The organism is Polaromonas sp. P1_E1_2 (assembly GCF_056406035.1).
In genome coordinates this window covers 1-7,830 of the sequence record NZ_JBFUAZ010000152.1, presented here as the reverse complement: position 1 = coordinate 7,830, position 7,830 = coordinate 1, and the positions used below count along the sequence as shown (strand labels likewise).

Sequence of the window (7,830 nt, the reverse complement as noted above, 5' to 3'; positions counted from 1 at the left end):
GGTCCGCACCTGCTGCTTCCCTTTGCGGCCTGCGGTGCGGAAGCCTGGCTGCCGACGATGAAGGCGCTGCCGGCCGACAGCACGCGCAACCTCAAGCAATTGCTCAAGGGCATGAAGTCAGTGCGCACTGATGTGGCGGACGCCCACACGCTGTCGCCGCCGCACGAGCGGGCCTTGAGCCAGGCACTGGGCCTTGCCACTGCGGATACGCCTGACGGGCTGATTCCGTGGGCGGCGCAGGATGCGGCGCAGCACCTGCAGGCCGGCACTGGCAAGGCTTGGGCCTGGGTAACGCCCTGCCACTGGGCCATGGGCCGCGAGCACGCCACGTTGACGGACCCGGCTGCATTGGGACTGACTGAAGCCGAATCCCGCACCTTGCTGGCGGCCATGCAGCCTTACTTTGATGACGACGGCATCACGATTCACTATGTGCCGGCGCTGGGGCCGGCGCGCTGGCTGGCTGAGGGCGAGGTGGTTCGGAACCTGCCCACGGCCTCACTGGATCGCGTGCTGGGCCGCAATGTGGACCCTTGGCTGCCCGGCGGAAAAACGGAGGYCAAGGGCAGCATCGCCCGCAAGATGAAGCTCTTGCAAAACGAAATGCAGATGCTGCTGTACACCCATGCGCTGAACGACGAGCGCGCGGCGCGGCGGCAGTTGCCGGTCAACTCCTTCTGGCTGAGCGGCAGCGGCGCCCTGCCCGCTGGGTATGAACCTGCMAGCCAGGCGCCGACCGCACCACGCAGCCTGGCGCAAGCGGTTTTTGCTGACGACTGGCAAGCCTATGCCCAGGCCTGGGCTGCGCTGGATGCCGGCGAGATTGCACAGCTGCTGGCCCGCCAGCGCGCAGGCGAGGCCGTGCGGCTGACGCTGTGYGGCGAGCGCGGCTGGCAGACGTTTGAGACACAAAAAACCGGTTTTTTGGCCAAAATTTCAAGCCTTTTGATGCCGCAGCCCTTATGGCACTTGCGCGACCAGCTATAAAAAAGATAGTAGACACACATGAAAATACAGGTACGCGATGTGCCCCCGCGCAGCGTCTGGGCGCTGCAGCAGGCCGGCATTCACCCGCTGCTGGCGCAGCTGTATGCCGCGCGCGGCGTGAACGCGGCAGACGAGCTGGACGACGGGCTGGCCCGGCTGCTGCCGCCCGCGTCATTGCACGGCGCCGCTGAGGCGGCACGCCTGCTGGCCGATGCGATGGCCGCCGGCAAAAAGATTTGCGTGGTGGCCGACTACGACTGTGACGGCGCCACCGCCTGCGCCGTGGCGTTGCGGGGCCTCAGGCTGCTGGGCGCGCAGCAAGTCAGCTACCTGGTGCCCGACCGCGTCACCGACGGCTACGGCCTGACGCCGCCCATTGCCGAGCGCGTGAAGGCCGCTGGCGCTGACGTGCTGGTGACGGTGGACAACGGCATCGCCAGCATCGACGGTGTGGCGCGTGCGCGCGCCCTGGGCATGCAGGTGCTGGTGACAGACCACCACCTGCCTGCGCTGAAAGACGGCGAAGTGGTGCTGCCCGAGGCCGACGTGATCGTCAACCCGAACCAGCCCGGCTGCACGTTTGAAAGCAAATCGATTGCCGGCGTGGGCGTGATGTTTTATGTGCTGCTGGCGCTGCGGGCCGAGCTGCGCGAACGTGGTGCCTTTAATGCAGCCACACAACCGAAGCTTGATACGCTGCTGCCGCTCGTCGCGCTGGGCACCGTCGCCGACGTGGTGAAGCTGGACGCCAACAACCGCCGGCTGGTGGCGCAGGGCCTCAAGCGCATACGCACGGGTCATTTGCCCGCAGGCCTGGCGAGTTTGTTCAAGGCCGCGGGCCGGCAGGCGCCGGTCGCCACCACGTTTGACTTTGCCTTTGCGCTGGGCCCGCGCATCAATGCGGCAGGCCGGCTCAGCGACATGACGCTGGGCATTGAATGCCTGCTGACCGACGACCCGGCGCGCGGCGATGAGCTGGCGCAAATGCTGGACGGCATCAACCGCGAACGCCGCGACATTGAAGCCGGCATGCGCGAGCAGGCGCAGCTGGCGGCCGACGCGATGATTGATGAAGACGAGGAGCCGCCGCCAGCGATTGCCATCTTCGACCCTGAGTTCCACGAAGGCGTGGTCGGCATCGTGGCTTCACGCGTCAAAGACAAGCTGCACCGCCCGACGTTCGTGTTTGCCGCCAGCCAGGCCGACGGCAAGGAGCACGAGCTCAAAGGCTCGGGCCGCTCGATTCCCGGCTTTCATCTGCGCGACGCGCTCGATTTGGTGGCCAAGCGCCACCCCGGCGTACTGCTGCGCTTTGGCGGCCACGCCATGGCGGCCGGCTGCACCATTGCCGAAGAGCACTTTGAAGTGTTTGAAAGCGCGCTGCAGCAGGTGGCGCACGAATGGCTGGACGCCGCCACGCTGACGCGCCGCATGGATACCGACGGCCCGCTGCCGGCCGAATACCGCCGCACCGACGTGGTCGACACGCTGCACAAGGAGGTCTGGGGCCAGGGGTTTGCAGCGCCGACTTTCAGCGAAGTGGTGGAAGTCGTGTCGCAGCGGCTGGTGGGTGAAAAACACCTGGCGCTCAAGCTCAAGCATCAGGGCCAGCCGGTCGACGGCATCTGGTTTGGCCACACCGAATCGCTGCCCGCGCGGGTCAAGCTGGCTTTTCGACTGGATGCGGACGAGTGGCAGGGCGTGAAGCGGGTGCGGTTTCTGGTGGAAGCGGCTGAACTCTGACGGCCCACGACCCAAAAGCCCTGCGTTTTTTAAGCGAAAATCGGGGCTTTAACCAATAGGGACGGGCGCAAGCAGCTCCTGAATTAATAGCAAAAAGGATTGCTTCGGGGTTTCATCTGTTTACCCAAAGCGGCATAAATCTTTGCTCCAATTGAGATCAATTCTCATTTAAGATGGGTTTTGCCCTCTCTTTCAGTTACGTATCGGCTGGCTGACGGGGGCGCCTTCATCTTATGGAGCCCCGACATGCAAGGACCCTGTAACGCCCTGCCCGGCCTTRACCGCGAACACCGCGCCCTGCTCGCCCAATACGGCGAAATCCAGAAGCGCTGCAGCACCGTGATTGCCGCACAGGCCGCAGAAATCGCGCGCCTGCAATCCCTGGCGGTGCGCCTGCGTGCGGCGGCGATGGTGCGGGAGACAGCGCTGGCCTGGGAGCGCGAAGACCGCCAGGCCGTGGAAGATGCCATCCCAGGCCTGCCCAAACGGCTGACGCTGGCGCGCCGGGTGGAATGGCTGATGGGCCGCGTGCATGATTTGCAGGGCTTGGTGCGGGAACGCCTGGGCCGGCAAAAGGGCGCGGTGGCCCCGCAGGCCACCGCAGCGCTGGCGGCGGCTTTGACGAATTCGGACGCCACAGCCGCCCTGCATGAAAAGTCGGTGCTGTGCGTGGGCGAGCAAGGCGCCGGCACCACCGCGGCCCGGCGCGTCATTGAAATGGCCGGCGGGCACTTTTTGCACCATGCGGGCGACGACCTGCAGGGCGCGGCCGCACTGGAGGCCAGCCTGGTCGCCGCCGACCTGGTGATCTGCCAGACCGGCTGCGTCAGCCATGACGCCTACTRGCGTGTGCAGGACCACTGCCGGCGCACCGGCAAGCAGTGCGTGCTGGTCGGCCAGCCGCAGGCCCTGCAGTTTGTGCGCAGCAAACAGGCGCCGGGCCTGCCAATCACGCCAGAAACTGGAAACAGCAGGYCAAATAGCAAGCCAAAAACGGCTCCAGCCCTTTAGGAACAGGCGCAAGCAGCTATTGATTTAATAGCGTGCTCGGCAAGTACGGCCAACAATCACTGCAGCTCAAACTCCCCGCCACGCACAATCGCACGCTGGTAAGCGGGCCGGGCATGGATGCGCGCCAGGAAATCCATCAGCTTTGGCCGGCTCTCATTGAGCCCGCCGCGCGCGGCGGCCGCCTCCAGCGGAAAGCTCATCTGGATGTCTGCGCCGCTGAACTCGGCGCCGGCAAACCACTCACTCTGGCCCAGCGACATTTCGAGGAAGTCCAGGTGCTGCCGCAGCTGCGGCTCGATAAACGTCTTCTTGACCTTGCCGGCGATGGCGCGGGCAATCGGCTTGGCAAAAAAAGGCATGGGCGAGTTTTCCACCTTGTCGAACACCAGCTTGAGCAAGAGCGGCGGCATGGCCGAGCCCTCCGCGTAATGCAGCCAGTAGGTGTAGCGCAGATGCTCTGGCGTGCCGGCCTCGGGCGCCAGCCGGCCGGCGCCGTAGCGGGCCACCAGGTATTCAATGATGGCGCCCGACTCAGCCAGCGTGAACTCGCCGTCGGTGATCACCGGCGACTTGCCCAGCGGATGCACCGCGCGCAGTGAAGGCGGCGCCAGCATGGTTTTAGGGTCGCGCTGGTAGCGCTGGATTTCATAAGGCAGGCCCATCTCTTCCATCAGCCAGAGGATGCGTTGCGAGCGGGAATTGTTGAGGTGGTGCAGGGTGATCAAGGACGGCTCCATAAGACGGAAGCGCTGATGGTAGGCCATGGACTGCTGGCTTCAAGCCCCGGCGGCGACAGGAAGAAAACCTGAAAAGAGGACACGGGGCACACCCAAACCTGACAGCCGGAAGTTGCAGGAACTTCTGGTTACAGCATGCACCAGCATGGCAGGCAGGCACGGCTTGCTCGGCACCAGAACCATGCATTTTGTACACAATCTGATCATAAATCGCATACAAAGCTGGCACAGGCCTTGCACAGAGGTTGGCATGAACGCCCTTGCCAGCCCGCCTCCCACCGCCATTGAAGCCATTGCGCTGACCAAACGGTACGCGCAGCAAGACAAGCCGGCCGTCGACGGCATTAACCTGCGCATTGCCAGCGGCAGCTACTGCTGCCTGCTCGGGCCTTCGGGCTGCGGCAAAAGCACCACGCTGCGCATGATGGCGGGTCACGAATCCGTCACCAGCGGCGACATCCTGCTGGAAAACCGCAACATCACCGACCTGCCGGCCGCCGGCCGCGGCACGGCGATGATGTTCCAGAGCTTTGCGCTGTTTCCGCATCTCTCGGCACTCGACAACGTGGCCTTCAGCCTGAAGATGAAAGGCGTGGACAAGGCGGCGCGCCGCCAGCAGGCCAAAGACTTGCTGGAGCGGGTGGCGATGGGCCACCTGGCCGAGCGCAAGCCGGCCGAGCTTTCGGGCGGGCAGCAGCAGCGCGTGGCGCTGGCACGCGCACTGATCACGCAGCCGCGGGTGTTGCTGCTCGATGAGCCGCTGTCGGCGCTGGATCCTTTCCTGCGCATCCAGATGCGCGCCGAGCTGCGGCGCTGGCAAAAAGAGCTGGGGCTCACCTTCATCCACGTCACACACTCGCAGGAAGAGGCCATGGCCCTGGCCGACACCATGGTGGTGATGAACCACGGGCTGATCGAGCAGGTGGGCTCGCCGCACGAAATCTACAACCGTCCCGCGAGTGAGTTTGTGGCGCGCTTCATGGGTGGGCACAACGTGCTCGACACGCCCACCGGCAAGATAGGCGTGCGCACCGACCACATGCAGATCACCCCGGCCGGCGATGCCGCGCCTGACGCGCCGCACAACCGGCGCGCCGTGGTGACCGACGTCGAATACCAGGGCCCGTATGTGCTGTTGGGCCTGCAGAACCCGGGCGTTTCACCGACGGCCCACAGCACCGCCGAGTTGTCGGTGATGGTGCCGGAGGCGGCGTTTGCGGCCCGGCCTTATGCGCCGGGCGACAGCGTGCAACTGTCATGGGCGCCCGAAGCGGCGCACACGCTGCAGGCCRCCCCTCCTGCCGTCATTAGTGCCTGATCCGTAAGGCTCACAGAAATACAGATTTTTCAACCGTCCCTTCGCAAGAAGATTTCCACCCAAGCCACCAGGAGTTTTTCACCATGTCCGACGCTCTTCCTGATCAAAAAGACACCGCCACCGACACCACCGTGGGCGGCGTGCCGCGCCGCGCTTTGCTCAAGGGCACGGCCGGCATTCTGGCCACGGGCCTGTTCCCTGCCGTGCACGCGCAGGAAAAAATCGTGCTGCGCTACCTGGGCACCGCCGTCAACCAGGACAAGGCCATCGCCGAGAAGTTCAAGGCCGACACCGGCATCACGATTCAGTACGTGGCCGTGACCACCGACGACGTGACCAAGCGCGCCGTGACCGCGCCCAACAGCTTTGACCTGATCGACACCGAGTACTTCTCGCTCAAGAAAATCGTGCCCACGGGCAACCTGAAGGGCATTGACACCAAGCGCATCAAGAACGCCGACAAGATCACCACGCTCTTCACCACCGGCACCGTGGCCGGCAAGGCCGTGGGCGACCAGGGCACAGCGCCCAAGAAAGTGATTTACCTGGAAGGCGAAAAGAGCAAGGTCTTCGCCAAGAGCCCGACGCAGTTCATGTCGCTCATTCCCACGGTCTACAACGCCGACACGCTGGGCATTCGCCCCGATTTGATCAAGCGCCCCATCAGCTCCTGGGCCGAGCTGCTGAACCCCGAGTTCAAGGGCAAGGCCGCCATCCTGAACATTCCGTCGATCGGCATCATGGACGCCGCCATGGTGGTAGAGGCCAAGGGCATCTACAAGTACCCGGACAAGGGCAACATGACGAAGAAAGAGATCGACCTGACGATCGCCACGTTGATTGAAGCCAAGAAGGCCGGGCAGTTCCGCGCGCTGTGGAAAGACTTCAATGAGTCGGTCAACCTGATGGCCTCGGGCGAAGTGGTGATCCAGTCGATGTGGAGCCCCGCCGTGACGGCCGTGCGCACCAAGGGCATCGCCTGCAACTTCCAGCCGCTGAAAGAAGGCTACCGCGCCTGGGCCGCCGGCTTTGGCCTGCCCGCTACGCTGTCGGGCAAGAAGCTGGACGGTGCCTATGAGTTCATCAACTGGTTCCTCGACGGCTGGGCCGGCGCGTATCTGAACCGCCAGGGCTATTACAGCGCCGTGCTGGAAACCGCCAAGGCCAAGATGGAAGCGTATGAGTGGGCCTACTGGATGGAAGGCAAGCCGGCTTCGCAGGACATCAAGAGCCCGAATGGCGATGTGCTGGCCAAGACCGGCGCGGTGCGCGACGGCGGCAGCTATGAAGCCCGCATGGGCGGCATCGCCTGCTGGAATGCGGTCATGGACGAGAACAATTACATGGTGCAGAAATGGAATGAGTTCGTCGCTGCATAGGCACACCCCCGTTGACGCTCACTTCGTGTAGCGTCCTCCCCCCTTGCAGGGGGCGCCCGCTGCGGCCCGGCGAAGCCGGTTCCGCGCGGACACTGGGTTGATTCGGCTCCCTTCGCTTGCCCTTGGTAGCTCATTTTTTACTTTTGGATATTTATGAGTGCTCCTGCTGTTGCTGCGCATTCCGCTCCGGCCAAGGCGCCGGGGCGCAGCCTTGCGGCCTGGTGGCAGGCTACGCCGTTGACGGCGGTGTTTGTGGTGTTCTTTCTGGTGCCACTGGCGCTGGTGTTGATGGTGAGCTTTTGGGACTTCAATGAGTATGAGTTGCTGCCCGGCTTTACGCTGAAGAATTACTTCGCCGTCTTTGAAGGTTGCGGCAACACGTCGGAGATGTGTGTCACCTTCAAGACCTATTTGTCGACCTTCAAGTTCAGTTTCCTGGTCTGGCTGATCACGCTGGTGACGGGGTTTTCGGTGTCGTACTTTCTGGCTTTTTATGTGCGCTCGCAAAGCGTGCAAACGCTGCTGTTCGTGCTGTGCACGATTCCGTTCTGGACGTCCAACGTGATCCGCATGATCTCGTGGGTGCCGCTGCTAGGCCGCAATGGCCTGGTGAACCAGAGCCTGACGGGCCTGGGCATCGTGAACCAGCCCGTGG

7 protein-coding genes are annotated in these 7,830 nt (G+C 63.9%); 6 read left to right on the top strand and 1 reads right to left on the bottom strand.

Features of this window, described 5'->3' with window-relative positions:
• From AC1D1P_RS09540 to AC1D1P_RS09530, 3 genes are all read left to right on the top strand, one after another.
• Positions 1-987 (top strand): hypothetical protein (locus tag AC1D1P_RS09540; protein ID WP_477672795.1); only part of this gene is annotated, 987 nt, incomplete at its 5' end.
• An 18-nt stretch (positions 988-1,005) separates the two neighbouring features.
• Positions 1,006-2,730: a single-stranded-DNA-specific exonuclease RecJ gene (recJ, locus tag AC1D1P_RS09535; protein WP_477672794.1), complete on the top strand. Its 1,725-nt coding sequence runs from the start codon at positions 1,006-1,008 to the stop codon at positions 2,728-2,730.
• Between the two features lie 387 nt (positions 2,731-3,117).
• Complete coding sequence (locus AC1D1P_RS09530) at positions 3,118-3,741, top strand: DUF2325 domain-containing protein (RefSeq protein ID WP_477672796.1); 624 nt, start codon at positions 3,118-3,120, stop codon at positions 3,739-3,741.
• Between the two features lie 56 nt (positions 3,742-3,797).
• Here AC1D1P_RS09530 and AC1D1P_RS09525 read toward each other — a convergent pair whose 3' ends face one another.
• On the bottom strand, positions 3,798-4,466 hold the full coding sequence (locus AC1D1P_RS09525) for a glutathione S-transferase (protein WP_477672793.1): 669 nt from the start codon (positions 4,464-4,466) through the stop codon (positions 3,798-3,800).
• A 262-nt stretch (positions 4,467-4,728) separates the two neighbouring features.
• Between AC1D1P_RS09525 and AC1D1P_RS09520 the strand changes: the two genes are divergently transcribed.
• The 3 genes from AC1D1P_RS09520 to AC1D1P_RS09510 all read left to right on the top strand — a co-directional run.
• Positions 4,729-5,796 carry an ABC transporter ATP-binding protein gene (locus AC1D1P_RS09520; protein ID WP_477672792.1) on the top strand — a complete coding sequence of 356 codons (1,068 nt, stop codon included), beginning with the start codon at positions 4,729-4,731 and terminating at the stop codon, positions 5,794-5,796.
• A gap of 83 nt (positions 5,797-5,879) precedes the next feature.
• Entirely contained in the window at positions 5,880-7,175 is a 1,296-nt protein-coding gene (locus AC1D1P_RS09515) for an ABC transporter substrate-binding protein (RefSeq protein ID WP_457279554.1), read from the top strand.
• A 153-nt stretch (positions 7,176-7,328) separates the two neighbouring features.
• On the top strand, positions 7,329-7,830 hold a 502-nt coding region (locus tag AC1D1P_RS09510; protein ID WP_477672791.1), incomplete at its 3' end, for an ABC transporter permease.

Excerpts from the sequence above, each read along its gene's own strand:
- AC1D1P_RS09515 (WP_457279554.1), top strand. The coding sequence starts at position 5,880 with ATGTCCGACGCTCTTCCTGATCAAAAAGACACCGCCACCGACACCACC.
- recJ (WP_477672794.1), top strand. The coding sequence starts at position 1,006 with ATGAAAATACAGGTACGCGATGTGCCCCCGCGCAGCGTCTGGGCGCTG.